Below are 22,390 nucleotides of genomic sequence, written 5' to 3'. Positions count from 1 at the left end.
CATGAAAAGTATGGAAGAAGTACTGCAAGACTGGGAAGCAGTTATCGGGCTGGAGGTTCACTGTGAACTAACGCGCCTGGAAACAAAAATGTTCTGCAGCTGTAAGCTGGAATTTGGCGCCGAGCCGAATACGCATACTTGTCCGGTGTGCTTAGGGCTTCCCGGAGCATTACCGGTTCCCAATAAAGCAGCCATTGAAAGTATTGTGCTTGCTGGTTTTGCGACGAACTGTGATATCGAAAAGCGCACGATGTTTTATCGCAAGGGGTATATGTACCCCGACATGGCGAAGAACTACCAAACCACGCAGGGTCCCAAGGCATTTTGTATGCGTGGATACCTCGACTTATCGGTTGATGGTCGGGGTGCTTCCGAACGCTGGGGCATCGAGGGCCTTGCTGAAGGCGATGAACAAGAAAATATTACCCGTACAGCCGATGGGTATCGTGCTCGAGTGGGTATCGAACGCATCCATATGGAAGAGGATGCCGGCAAAATGGTGCACTTGGGTGGCGTAGAGGGTCGTATCGAGGGTGCTACGCATTCTCTGGTTGACTACAATCGCGCTGGTACACCACTTATCGAACTCGTGACAAAGCCCGATCTGCGTACACCTGAAGAAGCGCGTCTGTTCATGCAGAAGCTGCGCCAGATATTCCTTGCTCTTGAAATATCCGATTGCAGCATGGAAGAGGGCAGTCTGCGCGCTGATGGCAACGTAAGCTTGCGGCGGCGTGGTACAACGCAGCTGGGTACAAAAACCGAGCTCAAGAATATCAATAGCTTCAAAAGTCTCCACGATGGCTTGGTGTATGAGATTCGCCGTCAAGCTGAAGTGCTTGAAGAGGGCGGCATCATCTATCAGGAAACGCGTCATTGGGACCCTACATCGAAGCGTACGATTGTCATGCGCGTGAAGGAAACAGCCGACGACTACCGCATGTTCCCTGATCCGGATTTGGCCCCATACGATCTGTCTGATGAATTTATCGAACGGGTACGGGCGAAGCTGCCTGAATTACCCGACCAAAAAGAGGAACGTTTCCGTACGTCTTATGGCTTAACGGCGTATGATGCGCGTCATCTGGTAGAACATCGGGCAACAGCAAACTTCTTTGAGGCGTGCATGCACATTGCCGATGCAGCACTTGCGAAGCCGGTGGCCAATCTGCTGATTAACGACCTTGCGGCGCGTGCGGGTTTCGAAGAAGGTTCTGATTTGGCAAACAGCCCCCTGACGCCAAAGCGCGCCGTCGAACTTGTTTCTCTTGTTGCTGATGACGCTATTTCATCCAAGCAGGGAAGAGAAGTGCTTGAAGCTGTGTTTGAACAGGATGCCGATCCAGCCGCTATTGTTGAAGAACGCGGCATGCGACAGGTGTCGGATACCGCTGCTATTGAAGCGGTTGTTGATGCGGTGCTGGCAGAAAACCCCGATAAGGTGGAAGCCTACCGGGGTGGCAAGACGGGGCTTATTGGCTTTTTTGTCGGGCAATGCATGAAGGCCATGCACGGTCAGGGTAATCCGAAGGTTATCAACCAACTGTTAGCAGAACGACTGAAGTAAATAGTTGATTGAAGTAACGGTTCTTTCAGGAAATCGGTTGCATTACTATTTCAGTCTGGGCATTCAGTCGGCGCCGAACTCGAAGGTTTCCGATTGCTTGCCAACTCTTCAGCTTTATAGGTTGCGCTTGCCGTAGGGCGAGGCCTTGACATAGCGGACTACTCTAGTCTTTCAGCAGCCAGCGCAGCGATTCGAAGTCCCATAAGGTCCCATGATCGAAAGAACCGTCGAGGGCGGGGTCGAAGAACGTGGATACGAGCGATGATGCTGCATCAAACGAGGTGTACTCCTTGGGAACGCTGCTTTTTTGGCGAACGCTGCGAAGCCTCCCGCCCAATCCCGGGGCACCTCGAAGCACTCCGGGACGGCCATACCGCGCTTAGAGCATTCGCACTGTATTGAGTGGGCAAGGCTATCGAGGGGAAGGCTGATGTTCGTGATATAGTACACGACGTCGACCAGGTCCTTCATCCTCGATGAGGGCCAACCGCCGGGCTGCCTTTCCATTATTGCGCACAGCTTGTCAGCCAGTTGGTCGACAAGCGGGTGGACGAGGTAGTCGCATGACTTGAGGCCGTCGACATGCACCCTGTTAGCAGGCGCAATTCACTCTGCGGGTTGTGTGATACTGCAGTCGAGCGACAGGTCGATGAGGATGGGATCCTTCTCCTCGTGGCCTAAGTAGGTCTGAAAACGCAGCTTGATCAGGCGTGAGTAGCCGTTCTCGTCCAAGGATTCCATCCATTTGTCAAGCCTGAACGTGAGGAAATTGCCCATGTCCTTGCCGACAAGCTTGACTATCGCCGTGAGCACGAACTCGGAGGAATCGCGCGCGACCGTTGCGAAACCGATGTCCCGCGTGGCGCGGCCGTCGGGGACGCGGGCGAGCAGGCCGCTGCCATCTTTGAGGACGAAGCGCCCGTCGGGCTGTCTCAAAAACGGAACTCAACTGGAACTCGGCGCTGAGTTCCAGTTTGGCACGTGAAAGCTCTAGAATAGCAGCAGGCTACTGAGGGGTGAACTCCTGGCCAGCGGAGCGCGAGTTATTGATGCACGCTTGAGTTCCGTATATTCATTTTCGTAACTGTATGGTTCCAAGGTTCATTGACTGCGGACCGGTTAGATTCGCCATGCCTTCGTAAGCGAGCGAGGTTGCCTCTGGGTGCAGACCGCCGCGATGACTGCTGACGGGGAACGGCATCTAGCCCACCGTGAGCTTGTAGCCGCTCGCTGTCGCCTCTATCTTCCAGGTCACGCCCGTGGCAGAGCCGAGCAGGGCGGCGTCGTGCGAGACGAGCATGAGCGCCCCGGGATACGCGGACAAGAGGCGCTCGAGGGCCTCCGTCGACCCGAGGTCGAGATGGTTGGTGGGCTCGTCCAAGATGACGAGCTCCGGCGATTCGAGGATCCCGAGGGCGAGCATGAGCTTGCGCATCTCCCCAGGGCTGACGGCATCCCCTTCGAGCATGCGGTCTGGGTTGGAGTTGAGCTGCGCCACAATGGAGAGGACGCGCCCGCGCCGCGCGGCCGAGAGCTTGCGTATCGTCCGCAGCACTTCTCTTTTCTGCGATTCGTCGGGTTCCTGGGGGATGTAGAGGAGCCTCGTCGCATCGGGAAGACCCTCCACGATCCTCTCGACCAGCGTCGTCTTGCCGGAGCCGTTGTCCCCGACGAGCCCGACGTGGTCCTTGTTCCCAATGTACAACGCAGGCATGCTCAAAGAGACATCGCCAAGGGGAAGGCTGCAGGGTCCCATCCTGAAGAGGACCTTGCGCCTGCTGTGCTCGGCGTCGAGCCACACGTCGGCGTCGTAGCGCTTCTCGACCCGTGTCGCCGCAAGCCTCGCCTTCGCGCCCTCCAGCCTGCCGGTCATGCACGACGAGAGCCTGCCCGCCTTCCCGTCCTTGCCGGTCATCACCGCCACGCGCACCTTCCGGCGCGCGTCCGCATCATGCTTGTTTATGCCCCTGAGGCTTCTCTTGCCGGCGGCACGAGAAGCCTCTTCGCGGCGGCGTTGCGCTTCGCTCTCCATACGGACCTTCTCCTTGCGGACCGCGTCTCGTGCATGAATGGCGCTTGCGCGTTCGAGGGCCACCTGCGCGGACGCCTGCGAGTATCCGCCGGGCCTCATGACGGCTGCGCCGTCCGCGACGAGCAGACACTGCGTGCAGAGCGCATCGAGAAGCTCCCGGTCGTGCGAGACAAGCAACCCGATGCCGTCGAACTTCGAGAGAGCTGCGGCTATGGCGCGCTTTGTCACGGCGTCGACGTGGTTGGTCGGCTCGTCCACGACGAGCACGTCGGGGGCAGCCCACAGGGCGCAGGCCACCTGCAGGCGCCTCTGCTGCCCTCCGGAGAGTGTGCCGTAACGCCAGGGCCAGTCGCCCTCGATGGCAAGCCCGCGGCGAAGCCTTACGGCCAAGCTGTCGTAGGCAACCGCGAAATCTTTCACATTGATTGGCGGTTCTTTCGCACTTTGAGCGCAGTAGGTGCAGAAGAGGGACGGTGTGACGGTGCCGGCGTCGGGCTGTAGTATCCCGCATGCGATAAGGGCAAGCGTCGTCTTGCCCCCGCCGTTGTTGCCGACAAGACCAGTCCATCCCTGCGGGAGTGTCGCGGTCACGCCACGCAGAGCAGGGTCTGCCGCTGACGGATAGGCATATTCGATATTGGTAAGGTTGAGCTGCATGTTGCCTCGGTTCTGCAGGAGGTCATGCGGGGGCAGCAGGCGATCATCGGTTTTAGGATATATGGCTTTGGAATAGCGTTTACGCACGCGATGCTGCACCCGTGGCATAGCCGCCAGCGATGTCGCTTGGTTTTCGGATAGGTGTGGGCATCGCTAGTTCTTCACGCGCCTCGTCCCTTCTCTTGCCGGCGCTTGCCAAAGGCCCCGGCGGGTTTCTCGGTGTGACTAGTATAGCCTGCCGGGCGCGTCGGCGTGAAGGGTTGTGGGATACACGCGTTTGAGTCATGCAGATTCTGGATGAACTCGTCAACCGAGCCCACGATGCCTCACGGTCAAACAGCCCGCTGACAAGCTTCGTCGCGACGTTTGCGCCGAGCATGCCGCCCTGAAAAGAATCAGGATTTCCCAGACGGGTACTGCCTGGACGGTTCGCGTGATAAGATACGGGGCCGGAGTCTGGCAAAAAACGTGTCCGAAGCCTATCTCGTAGCCGAAAAGATTTTCAAGGCAGGCAAAATTCTTCACGGTGTCCCTTCTCACCGTGGCTGGCGTCTTCACTTCGACGGGATTCAGGGTGTGCCCATCTTGGATGACGAGGTCGATTGCGCTTGTCAACATTAGGCAAACTCGCTCATGCCCTTCATGAGGCGGTATTGTGTATAAGATAGCCTTTCAGCAGCGGGAGGGCATTATCTCAGTGGTATCAAGAACGGTAAACTATGGGAATTAAATTCCCATAGTTCGCAGGCTGAAGGATACATAAAATCACTGATCGGACAGCTCAGAGAGTTCGCACTCTCTGGCTATGCAACTATTGAGCGGGAATGGCCGGGGCGGTGCAATAGATGTTAAAAGAAGCGACTAGTTGCTGCCAGATGTTAAAAGAATGCACTAAATGGATTACTCCCACTCAGTGGTCGCCGCTGGCTGCTTCGGCGCGCTCTTCAGGTGTATCGGGTTCCAAATGCACCGTGACATCAACAACTTGGGGAAACGCCTTTTTAATTGCCGTTTCTACCTGATTGCCGACCGCATGGGCGTCTTTAATGGATAAAGTTGGATCCAAAAGAATGTGCAGGTCAAGATACACTTCACCTTCGGTACCCCGCGTGCGTACTTGATGACACTGTCTCACATCCTGAATACTCTGCGCACAATCGACAATTGCGGCAGCGGGTATACGTGCTTCATCGGAAAGCGTGGCGTTTGCTTGCTTGAAAACTTCCCATGCGGAATGGAGTATTGCCACTGCAACAACAAGCGAGCAAATGGGGTCGGCCAAGGGAAATCCCAAGAGCACGAAGATAAGCCCGATGATAACTGAAAGAGAAACGAGTGCGTCAGCGGCGGTGTGCAATGCATCAGCTGAAAGGATTTCACTTTTTAGTGCGTGGCCACGTTTACGTTCGTAGAACGAAACACCAAGATTAATTGCCAGTGTGCCTATCATCACAATAAAGCTGCCCGCATTCACTTCAATGGTGTGAACTGGCTCGGTAAAGGCAGCGTAAGCATCGCTTGCTACGTTCCAAGCCGCAATAAGTAGCATCATTCCGATAACGACAGAGGCGTATGTTTCAAACTTGGCGTGGCCATAAGGGTGATCGGTATCGGCAGGGCGTGCGGCTATGAGCATGCCAGCGATACCAATCACGTTCGAAGCAGCATCAAATACCGACGCAATGCCATCGGCGCGCATCGATACCGACCCGGTGACTGACCCATAGAAAAATTTAGCTGCAGCAACAGCCAGATTCAGCAGCATGATAACAACAAGGACCCTGCGGATATGGCGTGCGCGGATGGCGGCATCTGTTTTAGGTGGTGCAGGATCAACAGTTTGGACCACGTTGCATACTCCTTGGATTTGGAAGATTCATAGACAATATAGCTGCGGTATAGGTGATAAAATTCCAGTTAACAGAGGTGAAAAGCCTCTGATAGCAAAGTTTTAACCTAAATCTAGGGGATTGTCCATCTCTTTCCCAAAGACTGCGGTATTGTTGAAATACACACAAGACTCCAACCAGGAAGGAGGGTGCCATATCAGTTGAGTATGCAATCGAGACAGCGGGTTTAGTCAAACAGTATGGAAGTAAATTCGTTATTAAGGAACTGTCTTAGCACCAGGTGTCCAGTTAACTCTTGCAGGGCTTATCGCAACGGGTATTTTTGTTGCGGTCAGTCTTATTTTTGATTTTTGCCCCGAAGAAAGATATTTAATCGTCTCTAGCTGACTGTGAGGTTACTTACTGATCTGCTAATTCGTTTAAAGATTTGGTTCGGTTCTGCTTGAACAGCTCTCTGCTTCCTATTTTCCATGCTTGAGAAATAAGCGAAATCGGGGTAACCCTTACTCTATTTGGAGTATTTTTCAGAATACTGCTCAAACGGGGGCTATGCGTTATACTGCGCTTCACAAGAACATACCAAACGGCGATGACGAAGACAGCGTCGCGGTCCCATGTGAAACCAGAGAAGAACCTCGTGGCTGTAAGGGTTCGGAAACATGCGCGGCGATTCACTTCAGAGCTATGCGGGGGAATGGCGTCGTATGTGATACGACAACGTTGTGGCAGCACAACAAACTTAGTAGTCCGCATCGGGTGCTCCCGTTACAGAGCAGATAAGTGGGCAGATTCCGCTGATAGCAGTTGTTTCTGTCAACCAGGGTGGTACCGCGAGAGTCCCTCTCGTCCTTGGAAAAGGATGAGAGGGACTCTTTATATTTGAAGGGAGAAAAGGCATGGCGATCGTTGATGAGCTTGCTACTTTGCAGGATAAGACGCTGGCAGAAATTGCGACAGCAAGCGATACAGCAGCGCTTGAGCAGGTACGTGTGGGGGTGCTGGGGCGTTCCGGTACGTTAACTGGTTACCTGCGTTCGATGGGGCAAATTCCCTCTTCCGAGCGTGCACAGGTGGGCAAGGCTGCCAATACGGTGCGTACCGTAATCGAAGAAGCGCTGACCAATCGCAAAGAAGAGCTTGGTCAAGCTGAATTGGCCGCGAAGATGGCAGCAGGCGCGGTTGATATTACCTTGCCTGGACGAGCTCAGCAGATAGGTACCCGTCATTTAATCAGCCGCATTACCGATGAAATAACCGAAGTCTTCCTTGGTCTGGGCTATTCAGTAGCAAGTGGAAATGAAATCGAAAACGACTACTACAACTTTGAGGCTCTGAATACACCACCCGATCATCCGGCGCGTGGTATGCAGGATACGTTCTATGTAGTTGATCGTTCAGGCGATACGGCAGCCGTACGTGGTGAATCCGACGTGCTGTTACGCACGCAGACTTCAGGGGTGCAAGCGCACGTGATGGAAGAATCAGAACCGCCTATCTATATTATTGCGCCCGGAACGGTGTATCGCCGTGATGTGGCTGATCCAAGCCATTTACCCCAATTCAATCAGATAGAAGGTCTGGTTGTCGATCGTGGTATTACTTTTGGTGATTTGAAAGGTACGATTGATTATTTCTGCAAGCAGATATTTGGCGACGATCGCAAAACACGTCTCAGGCCACATTATTTCCCCTTTACCGAACCATCTGCTGAAGCGGATGTGAGCTGCGGTATTTGCGGTGGTAAAGGATGCCGTTTCTGCAAAGGAACAGGTTGGGTAGAGGTGCTTGGCTGCGGCATGGTCGACCCGAATGTGTTTGGTTACGCCGGTATTGATCCCGAAGAGTATTCAGGATTTGCGTTCGGTATGGGCGTCGAGCGTATTGCTGCTCTGAAGTACAACGTGCCTGATTTGCGCATGCTCCTTGAGGGTGATATGCGCTTCTTGCGCCAGTTCTAGTATTCGGCGGATCATCACAGAAAGAAGAATGACATGAAGGTTTCTCTGAAATGGCTTTCTACCTATGTCGCAGTACCCGATAACACGAAAGAGTTTTGCGATCGTTTGGATTTAACCGGCACGGGTGTAGAAGGGGTTGACGAAACAGGCGCCGCATTTTCAGGCGTTTATACCGGTCAGGTAGTTGAAAAGATTCCCCATCCCAATTCGGATCATATGTTTATCACCCAGGTCAACGTGGGTCTGCGTAATGTGGATGCCGATGGCAACCCCGAACCGCTTCAGATTGTGTGTGGTGCGCAGAACTTCTACAAGGGCGATAAGATTCCCGTTGCCCTGGTAGGTGCAAAGTTACCAGGTGATATTACCATCAAAAAAAGTAAGTTGCGTGGCCAAGTCAGCATGGGTATGAATTGCTCGGCGCGTGAACTTGGCTTGGGCGAAGATGTCGACGGGCTGTATATTCTTCCGGAGAACACCCCGCTTGGCTTGGATCTCGCTCAGTATCTTGGCTTGTCCGATCGTATTCTCGATTTGGAAATTACTCCCAATCGACCTGATTGCCTTTCGATGGAAGGTATGGCGCGTGAAGTGGGCGCTATGTATCGTATTCCCGTTACCGATGTCCGCGAAGGACGCACGCTCAAAGAAGGCGGTCAAGCCACTGCCGATATGGTTGAGGTATCCATTGATGAAGCGTCGCTTTGTCCGCGCTATACCGCACGGGTGATACGCAATGTAAAGGTGGGTCCAAGTCCGCAATGGCTTGCTGAACGTATTGCTGCGGCAGGCGCTCGACCTATCAATAATGTGGTTGACGCAACCAACTATGTGCTGTTTTTGCTGGGTCAGCCGCTCCATGCATTTGACTTCAATAAGGTTGCGGATGCCAGCGGCAAGGCGCACATTCGGGTGCGCGCGGCAGCGGAGGGCGAAAAGCTCACGACGCTTGACGGCGAAGAGCGTACTCTGACCAGTGATATGACGGTAATAGCAACGCCTGATCGTGCAGTGGCATTAGCTGGGGTAATGGGCGGCCTTGATACCGAAGTAGTTGATACTACCTGCGATATTCTGCTTGAGGCAGCTACCTTTAGCCCTGCCCATACAAGCCGCACGAGCCGCAATCTGGGGCTTATCAGCGAAAGCAGCATGCGCTATGAGCGGCGTGTTGACGACGTCGATATCGATAAACGCGCTGATTTTGCGGCATCTCTTATTGCAGAGCTTACCGGAGGTACGGTCTGCCGGGGATTGGTAGATGTGTGGCTCGAAAAGACCGAGCCGGTGCAGCTAACGTTTCGCACGAAGCGCTTCTGTTCAATGATGGGCGTTGAAGTGTCCATCGAAGAGGTCTCAGATATTTTGCGGCGTCTTGGTTGCACGGTTGAAGCTGCTGAGACGGAAACTTCTGGGGAAGAGGGCACACTGTCGGTGGTTGCCCCCACATTCCGCCCCGATTTGGAACGCGAGATTGACCTCTATGAAGAAGTTTTGCGTCTCCATGGTATGGAAAACGTGCCGCCCACCTTGCCGGGCGGTCGTGGGCGTGTGGGCAAGCGGTCGTGGTCAGAGCAGGTGGTTGCAACCCTGCATCACACCCTGTCAGCGAGTGGACTCAACGAAACCATGACCTATTCGTTTGCAAGCCCCGATGATCTTGCACGACTGCGTATGAATACGGTTATTGATGGCGAACCAGTCGAGCTTATCAACCCAATTAACGCCGACCAGTCGGTGATGCGTCAGAGTATTGTTCCGGGCTTGCTGCACAGCGTTGCATACAACCAGAATCACGGGGTGGCAAATATTCAGCTCTACGAGATTGGCAATGTATTCGCAGCACACGAAGGGCGTAAGTTGCCACGGCAGCGTGTAAAGTTGGCGGGCGTTTTAGCAGGGTCGCTTCACGAGACCGGCTGGAATCGCCATGCGGTTGAGCTTAATTTCTTTGATGGTAAAGGTGTGCTTGAAAATATTGCACGTGAGTTGGCAATCCCGAAGATTCGTTTTCGCGCTCTTGACGAGCAGGCAGCTTCCTTTTTGCAGACAGGTCGGGCAGCCGAAATGCTTTCAGCTGGCACTGTTATTGGCTGGGTAGGAGAAATTCATCCACTGGCTGCACAGGCGTTTGAAACGCAGGCCCCCATTGTGGCGTTTGAACTCGATGTTGATGCATTGGTAAAGTCGGCGCGCATCGAGCGTGAAACATACGAGGTACCGGAATTTCCGCCGGTTTCGCTGGACGTAGCGTTTGTTGTTGATGAAGACGTAACGAACGAACGTCTTGAGCAGTGCATGCGTAGCGCTGGTGGCAAGCTTCTGAGCAATATTCGTCTGTTTGATGTGTATCGCGATGAAGAACGCATCGGCGCCGGTAAAAAGTCGATGGCCTATGCACTTGAGTATCAATCGCTTGACCATACACTTACAAGCGAAGAAGTCGAGAAGGCTCATAGTCGTCTGGTGAAGAAAGTTGGTAACGCTACCGGAGCTGAAGTACGTGGATAGGGTGCAGGGCGAAGTGGTTGTTTCTGCACCATATGAAGCAACCGCTTCGATAGATATCGTGTTGCTACAACCAGCGTATAAACCTTCGGAGTGCTGAGTATGAAGATGGTGGAAGTAGCGGCAGCCATTATCGAGTGCGATGGAAAGATACTCGCAACTCAGCGTGGCTATGGTACTTTTAAGGATGGATGGGAATTCCCTGGTGGAAAGCTTGAACCGGGAGAATTACCCATTGAAGCTCTTGTGCGGGAAATTCGCGAAGAGCTGGATGCAACTATCGATGTTGAGCGCTCTGTTTGCGTGATCGATTACCCATATGATGACTTCTGTCTGCATATGCATTGCTATCTATGTCACTTAAAGGATGGTTCATTTACCTTGCTTGAGCATGAGGCATCCCGCTGGTTGGGGGCGCGGGAGCTTTTCTCAGTCGAATGGCTTCCTGCTGATATCCAGGTGATTGAAGAGATTCGTCGCCAGGGGATCGCACGATAAGATAGCGGGTCTACGTAGTAAGACGGTAGATCGGCGCGGTACAATGCCCTACATGAACACGAGCACCGAACATATTTTCATGGCGTCAGACGAAGCACAAACTGAGCATTTAGCAGCTGCGTTGGCACCCTTGCTGCAACCTGGGGATGTCGTGCTGCTCGATGGGGGCTTAGGCGCAGGTAAAACACGTTTTGTGCAGGCGATTGCGCGGGCACTTGGTGTGTCTCAGCCAGTAACGAGCCCTACCTTTAACATCCAGTCGATTTATGACGATGGTCGTCTTCCTCTTCACCATTTCGATCTGTATCGGCTGGAAGATCCGGCCAATCTGGACGATGTGGGGTATTGGGAAGCGCTTGAAGGTGAGGGTGCTAGCTTTGTGGAATGGGCTTGCAAATTTCCTGATGACCTGCCCGATGACTATCTTGCGCTTGACATCGCTGTAGTCGATAACGTCTCGCGTCGCATAACAACTCGTGCGGTGGGCATGCGTTCGACGACGCTGCTTGAAGATTGGTCGAATGCGCTCACCTGATCGCAGAGGTGTTTGCGGTATGCCGTACAATAGGCGCGCAATACAATAAGGAAGCGGTTTCATGGATTTTTCTGCTGAACGGCCACGGGCTGTTCTTGCTTTTGATACAGCCAATGAAGTAATTGCTCTTGGCTTAGGTGTTTTGGACGACACAACACAGACGGTGCGCTGCGTGGCTTCGAAACGTATTCCTGCGCATCGGTCATCAAATACTCGTTTGCTTCCTGAAATCGATGCGCTGCTTACAGCAGAAAAGATGGAACGTGCCGATATTGCGACGGTTTGTTGTGGACGCGGACCAGGATCGTTTACTGGAGTGCGCATCTGTATTGCTACGGCGAAAGGCATAGCTCAGGCGCTTGGGGTGCCGCTTATTGGTGTATCGACGCTTGATGCGATTGCATGGCAGATGCACGAGGCAGGTATCCGCGGTCAGGCGCTGGTGTTGGCCGATGCCATGCGCAAAGAAGTCTATCCGGTTCGGTTTACTCTTGACGATGCTGGTGTGCATCGTTTGGAACTGGATACGGTCGTGAAGGCCCAAGAGGAAGCGCGACGGCTTGCTGAAGCGGCTGTATTACTGGTGGACTCAGCGGACTTATCCGCTGAAGCGGCAGCATCGTCAGTACGTTCGGCGGATCTGTTTAGTGCTTCCGTCGAGGCGGCAACACTGTCAGCAACCGTGTCCGATTCATCTGCTGAAGAGGTCGTATCACCAGCAAGCCCAACAGATTCCTCTGCACGGGGTGCTCAGTTAATTATTGCTGGTGATGCGCTTTCTAAATACGCCGATTTATTTGCCCCGTGTGGGACCTTTGCCCCCGAAGAGGTATGGACGTGCGCAGGTTCTGGCTTACTCGCAGCACTTCAGGCAGCTTGGCGCCGTGGCGATGCCAATCCGTTTGATGTCCGTCGTCATGATCCGGCATTTTTGCTTCCGGTGTATACAAGACTTTCCGACGCTGAAGAAAACGAGCGTATGCGCGATGTCGCCAAGGCACAGATTCCGCGCAACTTGCACACGGGCGTTCAGTCGGCATCTGTTCCATCGCATGCAGCGGTGGGCGAAGACAGGGACATAGATAAAGGCGTACAGAGTGTGTCTTTTCGTCCAGCAACTATAGCGGACGTGCCGACTCTTGCTGAACTTGATAGTCAGTTGATGCCGGATGATACATGGAGCGAATCATCAATACGTGACGATGTAGCGCGTCGCGATCGTACCTGGTGGGTGGCGTGCGATGAGACGAGCAATGCCTTAGTTGCCTATGCGGGTGGCTGGGTAGTCGAAGGGCAACTACAGATACTGAAGATAGCGTGTGAACCAGCATATCGGCGCCGAGGTATTGCGCGTGAACTTTTGGCGCATCTCGCAAGTGATGCGCGCGATTTGGGGGCTTGCGAGTGCACGCTTGAGGTACGCGCTTCAAACGAGGTTGCTCAGTCGTTTTATCAGACGGTAGGGCTTGCTGAAGTGGGGCGACGGGTTCACTATTATCGCGATCGTGAAGATGCGCTTATCATGACGGGGCCACTGCCACTGTCTGTGCATGATGTGGCAGGAATGGATTTGCTTATCGGTCAGGTGTCACCTGCGGACAGTTCCCATCCACTTATCTTGGCGATCGAGTCGTCATGTGACGAAACGGCGGCGGCTATTGTCGATGGGCACGGGCGCATTATCGCCGATGTGGTAGCAAGCCAGATCGACTTTCACGCGCGATTTGGCGGCGTGGTTCCTGAAATTGCGAGTCGCAAGCATGTTGAGGCAATCTGTGGCGTTGTGCAAGCATGCCTTGATGAAGCAGCGGAACATCTTGGCACGGCAAACCTTTCATGGAACAGCCTTGATGCTGTGGCTGTTACGTACGCACCCGGTTTGGTGGGCGCACTCGTTGTGGGTGTGGCGTACGCCAAGGCTGCCGCCTGGGCGGCCGGCATTCCCTTTATAAAAGTGAATCATCTAGAAGGTCATCTATACGCGAACAAACTGGCGCGCAGTGACATCAAACCGCCGCTGGTGGTATCGCTTGTTTCGGGTGGGCATACCATGCTTGTTCACGTGCGCGACTGGGGTGACTATTGCGTTATGGGATCAACCATTGACGATGCGGTGGGCGAAGCATTCGATAAGGTAGCTAAGGCACTCGGCCTTGGGTATCCGGGTGGTCCGGTGATCTCGCGATTAGCGCAGCAGGGCAATCCAGCTGCTATTCACTTTCCCCGTGCCATGATGCATTCAGGTGATTTGCGTTTCTCGCTTTCGGGGTTAAAGACTGCTGTTGTTACCTACATTCACAACCAACAGCAGCAAAAGGCCGATCTGAATGTGCCTGACATTGCGGCAAGCTTTCAAGCGGCGGTTATCGATGTGCAGGTCGCAAAGGCTACAGCAGCTCTTGACGAAACGGGAGCGAAGGAATTCTGCCTTGGTGGGGGTGTAGCTGCCAATCCGGCTTTGCGTGCGGCGTATGAGAGCGCTTGTGCGCAGCGTGGTGTGCGCCTGACCATGCCGCCAGCACGTGCCTGCACGGACAATGCGGCGATGATAGCGCTTGTGGCACTCGACCGGTACCAGGCGGGCAAGACAAGCGGTCTTGATACCGATGCTGCAGCCCATAGCAATCTTGAGGAGCCATACTAAAATGACGTTGGAAGAAGAGCATCCGCAGCAGAGTGCGCTTACTGAACAAAAAGCAACTATTGATACAGCTACGGGCAAGGCGGCACCTGCTGCTCTTTCGGAAGAGCGAGTGCTTTCCATCTTTAGTGAAATCGCCGATCAATACGAACAGTTCAATCATGCTTCAAGCTTTGGACAAGATCGCAAATGGCTTGAACGCTTGGCCGATTTGGCACCTATTAATTCAACCTCGCGCGTTCTCGATGTGGCGGGTGGCACGGGCGAGGTAACGTTTACGCTGTGTCGGCGTTACCATCCGGCTTCAATTCTTTTAACAGACTACACGCCCGGCATGTTAGAAGTGGCAAAAAAGCGCATTACAGCTGGTGATGCACGGAGTGTCGACGTATCGTGTCAGGTGGTTGATGCCCAGGATATGCCCTTTGCGGATGCGTCGTTCGATGTGGTTACTATGGCGTACGGTATTCGCAATATGCCTGATCGCCTGCGTGCACTGCGTGAAATTCATCGGGTGCTGGTACCAGGTGGTACCGTAGTTATCTTGGAGTTCAGTCAGCCTACACGACCGATAGAGCGGGCGTTTTACCGGGCGTATCTTAAGTGGGGCATTCCCGCTTGGGGGCAGCATTTCACCGGTAAACGAGATGATTTCGTCTATCTTGCACAGTCTATCAAGGCGTTTCCCGATTGCGAAACGTTCGCTGACATGCTGCACGGTGCTGGGTTTTCCCAGGTAACGTACGAACGCGTTGCCTTCGGTGCCGCGGCGCTTCATACGGCGGTAAAGTAAAACCCGCGCGAAGCCCGTTTGCTTTCAAGACCTGCGAGGGGCCTTTCTCGTCTTCAGACGTTCAAGTGACTTTTAACCTTCAAGAAGTTTTTACGTCTACGGTCCTGTAATTCTCCGAGTATCTTTTTAGGGAAGGCCTCATCCGTTCCCTCGATGCATTTCTAGGTAATGCTATGATTGCGCCACGCATATTCAGGAGGATGCCATGCTGTTGTGTGCCGAATACGTTTTACCCATTACGTCAGACCCTATTGAAAAGGGTGCCGTATTGGTGCGCGATGGCAAGATTTGCGATCTTGGTCCGGCGGCCCAATTGCGTAGCCGCTACGAAGATGAAGAAGTGCGCGATTTTGCTCAAGCAGCGCTTATGCCAGGCTTAATCAACGTGCACACCCATATGGAATATTCGGTGATGCGTGGTATGGCTCCCGACGAACCATATGCAACATGGCTTGCGGCCGTGTCCGATATAGAAGAGTCTCTGACGGAACTTGATTTATATTATTCGGCCATTATTGGGGGCCTTGAGGCAATATCATCGGGTATTACGCTGCTTGGCGATACCAGTACGACCGATGCGGCGGCACGCGCCCTACATGAATTGGGCTTGCGCGGCGTTGTATATCGCGAAACGGGTGCGATGGATAAGCACCAGATTGCCAGCGCCATGGATGCTGCTATAGAAGATATAGAACGGTGGCGCAGCCTTGTTGATGGCGATCGCATTACTATTGGCATTGCGCCGTCTGCCTTACACGAATGTCATCCGTCCATATTCCGCCTGATTTCTGACTATGCAGGTGATTCTGTGCCGGTAGCGATGCATCTGGCCGGCAGCCGTGAAGAATACGATTTTGTTAAAAGCGGCAGCAGCGCCTTTTCGCTTGCTAAAATGGAGCGGCATGGTTGTATCGAGTTCCCGCCCTGGCTTCCGACAGGCGTCACGCCAGTCAATTACGCGCTTAACTGGGGTGCCTTTGAGGCGGGTAACGTGCTTGCTATTCATTGTGTACATGTTGACGATGATGATATTCTCAAACTGCGTGATAGAGATGTTGCAGTGGCTTTTTGTCCCCGATGTAATTCTCAGCTGGGCATGGGTGTGGCACCTATTGGAGAATATTTGCGCGCTGGATTGCGTGTAGGTTTGGGAACCGATAGCCCCGCAGCGACTGATTCAACCGATATGTTTAGTGAAATGCGCATTGGCTTGATGGTGCAGCGTGCCGTGAGCACTCAGGATTTCTTGCCCGCTCATACTATGCTCGAAATGGCAACCATTGGCGGGGCGCGCGCTTTGCGCCTTGATGATAAACTCGGGTCGCTTGAGGTGGGCAAACTGGCCGATATTACCGCGGTTGATCTTTCTGGATCTCATCAGACACCCACCGACAACCCAATGTCGGCGGTGGTCAATACGGCGGGTAATTCCGATGTGGTTATGACCATGGTCGGTGGTACTATTCTTTACGAACAGGGGAAATGGAACATCGATGTGGAGTTCGCAAAAAGCATCGCTCAGGTTATGAAAGTACGGGGGAAGTTGCGTCATTAAGAACTACGACGCATGCATACCTCATCCAAAGGAAGAAGCATGGCTAACAAGCAGAAAAAAATGTCAGCAAAGCAGCGTGAGGCACGGTTAGCAGCGGCCGAAGAACGCGAGCGTCGTGCACGTGAAAAGAAGGAACGCTCCGAGCGTCTGAAGCGTATCGGTATTATCGTTGTTTGCATCATTCTTGTTCTTGCCCTCGGGGTACCGACCGTTGCACTGAGCTTCCTTACTGCGGGAGCATAGGTCTTATTCCATTCTGCTAAAACGTTTCCTTCATGTCCTTGGCGCGAAGCGCATCACAGGTGTGCATGATGCGGTAAAATCTGCGTTTACAATGCGTTCCAGCAGAACACATCAGTGAAGGAAGGCTATCTTGTTTGGTATTGGAGCAAATGAGCTCATACTCATACTGCTGTTTGGCTTCTTGATATTTGGGCCTGACAAGCTGCCAGCTATGGCGAAAACCATTGGACGAGCGATTGCTAAGTTTCGCGCTGCACAAAGCGAGATGTCCAATGTTATCAAAAATGAAGTGTACGACCCTGATGCGGAGGACCCCTTCAAGAACCCGCTTGATGCATTGTCTCGACTAGAAAACGATGCCAAGCAGGAAGATAAGGGCGAAAGTTTTACCGAGCGTAAAGCGCGCTACGACAAGCAACGGGCTGCTCGTAAGGCAGCTGAAGCGCGCAAGGCTGAAGCTGAAGCGAAGAAGAAAGTTTCTGAAGCAAAGGATTCTGGGGCTGCTACCGCAGCCGCTTCGGCAACTGCGGCGGTAGGCGCAACAGCTGCTGAAAAGAGCACTACAGCCAAAGCAGCATCTGATACTCAAGAAGATGCGGCTGCAGCGTCGGTATCATCTGATTCAACTGCCAAGTCCGCGAAGTCGCCTGCAAAAGCAGCATCAAGCCAGGCTACTCAAGAGAAACCAGTTTCATCTGAGCGCACAACACCGCATGCACATGCTGGTGGCGCCAAACCTGATCGCAGCACGCTTTCTGTCGACGAGCTGTACGGCGCAAAGCCAACGGCAAAAACGCCCACGCGCAAGCCGACAAGCAGCAGTAAATCAGCCACATCAAAATCAGCCGTATCGAAGCCAGCTAATAGTCGCAAAACTGCTACAGCCAAATCGACAGCGTCTCAGTCTGCAACATCTAAGACGACAGTTTCCAAGCCAGCGGCATCAAAACCAACGGCGTCCAAGTCTGCGGCATCTCCTAAACCAACGGCGTCCAAGTCGGCTTCATCGAAAGCAGCATCCAAGCCAGCTGCCCCTCGGGTAACTGAGGCTGCCGACACCGATGTCCCTTCAGAAGAGAAGGGAGCTTAAGATGCCTATCGGTCCTGCTCGTATGCCCCTTTTTGACCATTTGGGCGAACTGCGTATGCGCCTTGTTCGCATCGTCGTATGCCTGCTTATTGCTGTCTGTGTCTTCTACATGGCCACGCCGACCCTCGCACAATTTTTGCTGCATCCAGTTGCTGAATATATGCCGGTGGATGCTAATGGCAACGTGGTGCTTAACGTCTTTGGTGCATTTGATGCCTTTGCCGTGCGTTTTATGATTTCATTCTGGGCGTCCATTGTGGCCTGTATGCCCGTTATCATCTGGCAAGTGCTTGCGTTCTTTTTGCCGGCTCTCAAGCCCAACGAGCGCAAATGGTTTCTGCCTACGTTTGCTGTGGCGTGTGTGTTGTTTATCTTCGGCACGGTGTTCTGCTACAACATCATTCTCGACCCGGCATTTCAATGGCTTACCGATCAGGCCAGCGGTTTTGCGGTGGTTATGCCTGAAGCGCAGAAGTGGATCGACATTATTATCAAATTCGAAATCGGTTTCGGTTTTGCCTTTGAGCTGCCCTTGATTGTGTTTTACCTCACCGTATTTGAAATTGTGCCGTATGCTCGCCTGCGCGGACTGTGGCGTGAAGTCTACATTGGTCTCTTGGTAATTTCGGCGTTTATCACACCCGACGCCTCGCCGGTAACAATGGTGCTCATGTTTGCGGCGATGATTTCGCTTTACGAGATCAGTATGTTTGCCGCACGCATGGTGCTGGGTGGTAAGATCAAAAAGCAGAAAGAAGAAGCCGCCCGTCAAGCTGCAGAAGATGCAGAATGGGAAGCGGAATGGGCCGAGCGCCAAGAGCGGCGCAAGCTGGAAAAGGAATCGAAGGAATAATCCATGCACGAACTAGGCATGATGACAAGTGTAATGGACGCGGTGACGCGTGCAGCGCATGATGCCGGTGCAGACAAGGTGTTACAGGTTACTCTTTCGGTCGGTGAAATGACTGAGGCTATCGAAGATTGCCTGGTGTTTGCCTACGAGGCACTCACCGAAGACAACGAGCTTTTCAAAGGCTCGAAACTAACCATCAATATGGTGTCGCCGCGCAGTCGCTGTCTTGAATGCGGGCATGAATTCGATCACGATCGTTTTCATATGACATGCCCCAACTGTGACAGTTTTGCGACTGAGCTTATTGCCGGGCGCGATCTTGCAATTGAGTCTATCGAGGTTGATATTCCCGACGGCAAAGAGGAGTGATTTTGATGCAGATTGATATGAAGCAGCCGATTCTCGATAAAAACGACCGTCTTGCCGCAGAGAACCGAGCGCTGTTTGCCGAAAAGAAAGTGTTCGTTCTCAATATTCTCGCAAGTCCTGGATCAGGGAAGACATCAACTATCCTAGCAACTATTGAAGCGCTTCGTGATGAATTCAATATTGCCGTTATTGAAGGCGACATTGCTTCAAGTGTCGATTCCGAAAAAATTAAGGCGCAGGGTATTGCGGCAGTGCAGATCAATACGGGCGGTGCCTGCCATCTTGAAAGCGATATGATCAAGCGGGCCATAAGCGTGCTCGATTTGGATAACCTCGATTTGATTCTGCTGGAAAACGTGGGTAACCTAGTGTGTCCCACTGATTTTGATTTAGGGGAAAACGCTAAGGTTATGATCTTGTCGGTGCCTGAGGGCGATGACAAGCCACTGAAGTACCCTGGTATTTTCCAAGTTGCACAGGCTATTGTGCTGAATAAAATCGACACGATGCCCGTGTTCGACTTTGACCAAGATGCCTTTACCGAGCATGTGAAGCAGCTCAATCCAACAGCCCCCATTTTCCCCCTGTCGGCGACGAATGGCGCAGGTGTTGAGGCGTGGGCTTCGTGGCTTGCCGAGCGTGTTCGCGCACTGCGGTAGCCGAGCTCCTACTGTTTAACAAGAAGCCAGAGGTTTCTTATGGACGCATTCGAGAAATATGATACGTGCGTTGCGGCTCTTCGCACGTTTGCTCATCAGGCGGGATTCACGGAATGCGTCATTGGCCTTTCAGGGGGCATTGATTCTGCACTCTGCGCTGTGCTGTGCGTTGATGCGTTTGGTGCTTCATCAGTTCATGGCGTGTTGTTGCCTGGCCCGTATTCGAGTGCCCATTCGGTTGAGGATGCCGAAGACGAAGCGCGTACGCTTGGCATCGACTATCAAGTACTTTCTATTGTCGAGCCGTATCAGGCATTTGCCGAACTGCTTGCTGAGCCGTGTGGGAAAGCATGGGATAACCTACCCAGTCAGAATACGCAAGCTCGCTGCCGGATGGTCTGTCTGATGGCTCTTTCGAATGCTCATGGGTGGATGCTCGTCAACACGGGCAATAAAAGTGAAGCTATGATGGGCTATTCGACGCTTTATGGTGATACTGCTGGGGCGTTTGCGCCCATTGGTGGCCTGTATAAGACTGATGTCTATACCCTATCTCGGGCGCGCAACGAACGCGCACGAGCAGCCGGTCTGCCAGAACCTATTCCTACGCGCGTGCTGGTAAAGCCGCCCAGTGCCGAACTAGCACCGGGTCAAGAGGATGAATCAAGTTTGGGCATTGATTACGCAACACTCGATGCCATTCTTATCCGTTATTTCGAATGGGGATGGGAAGTAGAGCGCATCGTCTCTGAGGGACTTTCTGGATCGAAAAATGTCTCAGAAGTGCGTCAGATTATTGAGCGGGCGCAGCGCTTTGCCTTCAAACGAGCGCTTGAGCCGCCCTATCCATCTGCGCGATTCTACGATTAACGCTACCAGCACACATTCATAGTACGTATCGCACATCTCGGGAGCAGGCGTGTCTCATAGTGCAGCGCAGACTGCATGAGTACGAAAGTACGCACAGAGTAGGTACACGCATAATAGGCACACGAAGTACAGGGCCGCTTAAACGATTAAACTGGCTTCCATACGCGTACTTTGCACGTGCGTTGCGATGTGTCAGAAGTAGAAGGGCTTACCTGAGCTGCGGTAACAATTGTTCCATGTTGGCCACTGCTCACCAAATAATCTCCCCAGCTCGCTGCTCCAGAAGGAACATCGAAGGCGCAGTATGTCTTTTCCGCTACGTTTACCGCGCAGACCGATTGCGTGGACTTTACGGCCAGCCAGCTATCGGTGCACCAGGCGGGTGCGGCAAGCGGCGTGCGTCCGAAGCGGAACCATGGCACCTGGTTGTAATCGCTACTGGTACGAGCAGGTACATAGGTGCCCAGGTTGGCGATACCATCGCCAAAGTTGTAGATACTTTCAAAGCAGAAGGACATACCCGAAGGACCCCAACCAACTTCAGTCGGTTTCATGCCAGCAGGAAGTGTTAGTGCGTCATCTGTTCGTGCTCCTTGTTCGTCGAAGCAAACAATCTGATAGTACCGCGATGAATCGGGATGGTGCGGTGCAGCAGCTATTCCCTTGTCGGAAGCATAGATTTCGCACGCGGGCTGTCCATTTGATTCGTGGATAACTTCAGCATCACCCGCAGAAAATGCAGCGCGTTTGATTTGGGTTTTTCCTGTACGGCTTGATTTTTCTTTGGTCGTGACAGCTGGTGCTACTTGCCAAAATGCCGACGACCCGACAGCTGCCAGAGAGGGAATATCGGTTGCGTTTGTTCCTTCGTCAACAAGACGAGCAGTCCCCAGGGAAAACCCACTTGAAAGAGGGGCGCAGTACAAGCGCCACTGCCCATCAAATATGTTTTCTTCAATCCAGACAACGCCGGATTCCGTTGCACGCAGATCGTATACTTCAAACCCTTCTTGAGCACTTTGAGCGGCCTTTAAGACAACGGTGTGATTGCCACTCGAAAGATTAAGAAGGGCGCCTTGTACAAGTGGACTTGCCGATTCGGTAGGGATTAAACAGCCTGCTACATTGGTATCGTTTACCCAGATAAGCGATCCAAAGGGAAGGGTGAAATTGCCCACTTGCTCAAATGCTTCAGATGAGTCTACTTGCGTGCAATCATCCAGCGTGAAGACCGATGAAGTAGGCACCGACAGCGTACTGATAGAAGAAGTGTTGCGTCGCTGTTCTAAGGCGACAACGCTCCCGCCGACAACTGCGGCTGTTGCAGCCGTAATGCCGGCGCCGATCAAAAAGCGCCGCCGCGTGATCGGCCGGGCTGTCACGCGATTTTCTAATCCATTCTTTTCTAATCTGCCCGATCCGGTGTTTCCCGCCGACTGAAATCCCGCAGACCGCTGCCGCTGGGACGCCACTGAAGGGCGCCCACTAGCATTCGTGCGCCGTGGGGACGCTTGACTGCGAAACGGTTGTTGTGGTGATGCCGACAAAAGACTTCTTTCAAATGGGATTTGTGACGGACAGAAAAATATTTTGTCATCCTGGCTGCAATTTCAGGTCGACTTCAGCTTAATTGATACAATAATTGCAGACGCCCTGAAAAGACGTTTCTCACATCGTGTGATTACAACATGAAGGGCGCTCATTAGTATCCT

The 22,390-nt window shown here is 53.1% G+C and carries 19 protein-coding genes; 14 read left to right on the top strand and 5 right to left on the bottom strand.

The window, feature by feature from the left end; all coding sequences use genetic code 11:
• Nucleotide 1 precedes the first annotated feature (1 nt).
• On the top strand, nt 2–1,567 hold the full coding sequence (gene gatB / locus CCUR_RS05910; RefSeq protein WP_015778737.1) for an Asp-tRNA(Asn)/Glu-tRNA(Gln) amidotransferase subunit GatB: 1,566 nt from the start codon (nt 2–4) through the stop codon (nt 1,565–1,567).
• A 171-nt stretch (nt 1,568–1,738) separates the two neighbouring features.
• On the opposite strand, the gene CCUR_RS07715 is transcribed toward gatB, so the two are convergent.
• From CCUR_RS07715 to CCUR_RS05890, 4 genes are all read right to left on the bottom strand, one after another.
• Nucleotides 1,739–2,155 (bottom strand): nucleotidyl transferase AbiEii/AbiGii toxin family protein, encoded by a 417-nt coding sequence (locus tag CCUR_RS07715; RefSeq protein WP_169302069.1) that lies wholly within the window; start codon nt 2,153–2,155, stop codon nt 1,739–1,741.
• Between the two features lie 18 nt (nt 2,156–2,173).
• Nucleotides 2,174–2,503 carry a hypothetical protein gene (locus tag CCUR_RS07305; RefSeq protein WP_049754298.1) on the bottom strand — a complete coding sequence of 110 codons (330 nt, stop codon included), beginning with the start codon at nt 2,501–2,503 and terminating at the stop codon, nt 2,174–2,176.
• Nucleotides 2,504–2,768: 265 nt separating this feature from the next.
• On the bottom strand, nt 2,769–4,256 hold the full coding sequence (locus CCUR_RS05900) for an ATP-binding cassette domain-containing protein (protein WP_041225650.1): 1,488 nt from the start codon (nt 4,254–4,256) through the stop codon (nt 2,769–2,771).
• A gap of 910 nt (nt 4,257–5,166) precedes the next feature.
• Nucleotides 5,167–6,105 (bottom strand): cation diffusion facilitator family transporter, encoded by a 939-nt coding sequence (locus CCUR_RS05890; RefSeq protein ID WP_015778734.1) that lies wholly within the window; start codon nt 6,103–6,105, stop codon nt 5,167–5,169.
• A gap of 897 nt (nt 6,106–7,002) precedes the next feature.
• Here CCUR_RS05890 and pheS point away from each other — a divergent pair.
• The 13 genes from pheS to nadE all read left to right on the top strand — a co-directional run bounded on the left by pheS (nt 7,003) and on the right by nadE (nt 20,678).
• Nucleotides 7,003–8,064: a phenylalanine--tRNA ligase subunit alpha gene (pheS, locus tag CCUR_RS05885; protein WP_015778733.1), complete on the top strand. Its 1,062-nt coding sequence runs from the start codon at nt 7,003–7,005 to the stop codon at nt 8,062–8,064.
• A 33-nt stretch (nt 8,065–8,097) separates the two neighbouring features.
• Entirely contained in the window at nt 8,098–10,575 is a 2,478-nt protein-coding gene (gene pheT / locus CCUR_RS05880; RefSeq protein WP_015778732.1) for a phenylalanine--tRNA ligase subunit beta, read from the top strand.
• Nucleotides 10,576–10,674: 99 nt separating this feature from the next.
• A complete protein-coding gene (locus CCUR_RS05875; protein WP_015778731.1) occupies nt 10,675–11,070 on the top strand; it encodes a (deoxy)nucleoside triphosphate pyrophosphohydrolase in 396 nt (131 codons plus the stop codon).
• A 43-nt stretch (nt 11,071–11,113) separates the two neighbouring features.
• Nucleotides 11,114–11,605, top strand: coding sequence for a tRNA (adenosine(37)-N6)-threonylcarbamoyltransferase complex ATPase subunit type 1 TsaE (gene tsaE, locus CCUR_RS05870; RefSeq protein ID WP_015778730.1), 492 nt, complete (start codon nt 11,114–11,116; stop codon nt 11,603–11,605).
• A gap of 61 nt (nt 11,606–11,666) precedes the next feature.
• Nucleotides 11,667–14,249: a tRNA (adenosine(37)-N6)-threonylcarbamoyltransferase complex transferase subunit TsaD gene (tsaD, locus tag CCUR_RS05865; RefSeq protein WP_015778729.1), complete on the top strand. Its 2,583-nt coding sequence runs from the start codon at nt 11,667–11,669 to the stop codon at nt 14,247–14,249.
• Nucleotide 14,250: 1 nt separating this feature from the next.
• Nucleotides 14,251–15,039: a ubiquinone/menaquinone biosynthesis methyltransferase gene (locus tag CCUR_RS05860; protein ID WP_015778728.1), complete on the top strand. Its 789-nt coding sequence runs from the start codon at nt 14,251–14,253 to the stop codon at nt 15,037–15,039.
• A gap of 205 nt (nt 15,040–15,244) precedes the next feature.
• Nucleotides 15,245–16,594, top strand: a complete 1,350-nt coding sequence (locus CCUR_RS05855) for an amidohydrolase family protein (protein WP_015778727.1) — start codon at nt 15,245–15,247, stop codon at nt 16,592–16,594.
• Nucleotides 16,595–16,633: 39 nt separating this feature from the next.
• Nucleotides 16,634–16,837, top strand: coding sequence for a hypothetical protein (locus CCUR_RS05850; protein WP_015778726.1), 204 nt, complete (start codon nt 16,634–16,636; stop codon nt 16,835–16,837).
• Nucleotides 16,838–16,967: 130 nt separating this feature from the next.
• The gene (locus CCUR_RS05845; protein ID WP_015778725.1) at nt 16,968–17,927 is read left to right on the top strand and encodes a Sec-independent protein translocase subunit TatA/TatB; all 960 of its coding nucleotides are present in this window, start codon (nt 16,968–16,970) and stop codon (nt 17,925–17,927) included.
• A 1-nt stretch (nt 17,928) separates the two neighbouring features.
• A complete protein-coding gene (gene tatC / locus CCUR_RS05840) occupies nt 17,929–18,780 on the top strand; it encodes a twin-arginine translocase subunit TatC (RefSeq protein WP_015778724.1) in 852 nt (283 codons plus the stop codon).
• A gap of 3 nt (nt 18,781–18,783) precedes the next feature.
• Nucleotides 18,784–19,149 carry a hydrogenase maturation nickel metallochaperone HypA/HybF gene (locus tag CCUR_RS05835; RefSeq protein ID WP_015778723.1) on the top strand — a complete coding sequence of 122 codons (366 nt, stop codon included), beginning with the start codon at nt 18,784–18,786 and terminating at the stop codon, nt 19,147–19,149.
• Between the two features lie 5 nt (nt 19,150–19,154).
• On the top strand, nt 19,155–19,808 hold the full coding sequence (hypB, locus tag CCUR_RS05830) for a hydrogenase nickel incorporation protein HypB (protein ID WP_015778722.1): 654 nt from the start codon (nt 19,155–19,157) through the stop codon (nt 19,806–19,808).
• Between the two features lie 39 nt (nt 19,809–19,847).
• On the top strand, nt 19,848–20,678 hold the full coding sequence (gene nadE / locus CCUR_RS05825; RefSeq protein ID WP_015778721.1) for an NAD(+) synthase: 831 nt from the start codon (nt 19,848–19,850) through the stop codon (nt 20,676–20,678).
• A gap of 146 nt (nt 20,679–20,824) precedes the next feature.
• Here the strand turns inward: nadE and CCUR_RS05820 are convergent, their stop codons facing one another.
• Nucleotides 20,825–22,225 carry a Tat pathway signal protein gene (locus tag CCUR_RS05820; protein ID WP_143711820.1) on the bottom strand — a complete coding sequence of 467 codons (1,401 nt, stop codon included), beginning with the start codon at nt 22,223–22,225 and terminating at the stop codon, nt 20,825–20,827.
• Nucleotides 22,226–22,390 lie beyond the last annotated feature (165 nt).

The sequence above is a fragment of the Cryptobacterium curtum DSM 15641 genome (genome assembly GCF_000023845.1).
Lineage (GTDB): Bacteria > Actinomycetota > Coriobacteriia > Coriobacteriales > Eggerthellaceae > Cryptobacterium > Cryptobacterium curtum.
This window is presented reverse-complemented; position numbering and strand designations above follow the sequence as displayed.